Raw genomic sequence first — 248 nt, 5'->3', positions numbered from 1 at the left:
GTGGCGGCGGACTACTGGGAAGAGCTGCGTCCTGGCAAGCGCCAGGCGCTGTGGACGCAGACCGTCTCGATCCACGACGACAACAAGACCGAATACGTCGTCCAACGCGTGATGCGCCTGGTAGAGCGCACCGCCGATCGCGATGGCCAGTTGCTGCTCGAACCGGACTATGAGTTGGAAGGCTGGTGGACCAGCCTGGACGAGGCGCCGGAGGCGGTGATCAAACGCTACCAGGCGCATGCCACCCA

At 64.5% G+C, this 248-nt stretch carries 1 pseudogene; it reads left to right on the top strand.

Annotated elements, in window-relative coordinates:
- Positions 1-248, top strand: a pseudogene (locus Q673_RS0117955) (IS1380 family transposase); the annotation flags it as partial.

The sequence above is a fragment of the Halomonas sp. PBN3 genome (assembly GCF_000475415.1).
In the GTDB taxonomy this organism is placed as follows: domain Bacteria; phylum Pseudomonadota; class Gammaproteobacteria; order Pseudomonadales; family Halomonadaceae; genus Halomonas; species Halomonas shengliensis.
This window is presented reverse-complemented; position numbering and strand designations above follow the sequence as displayed.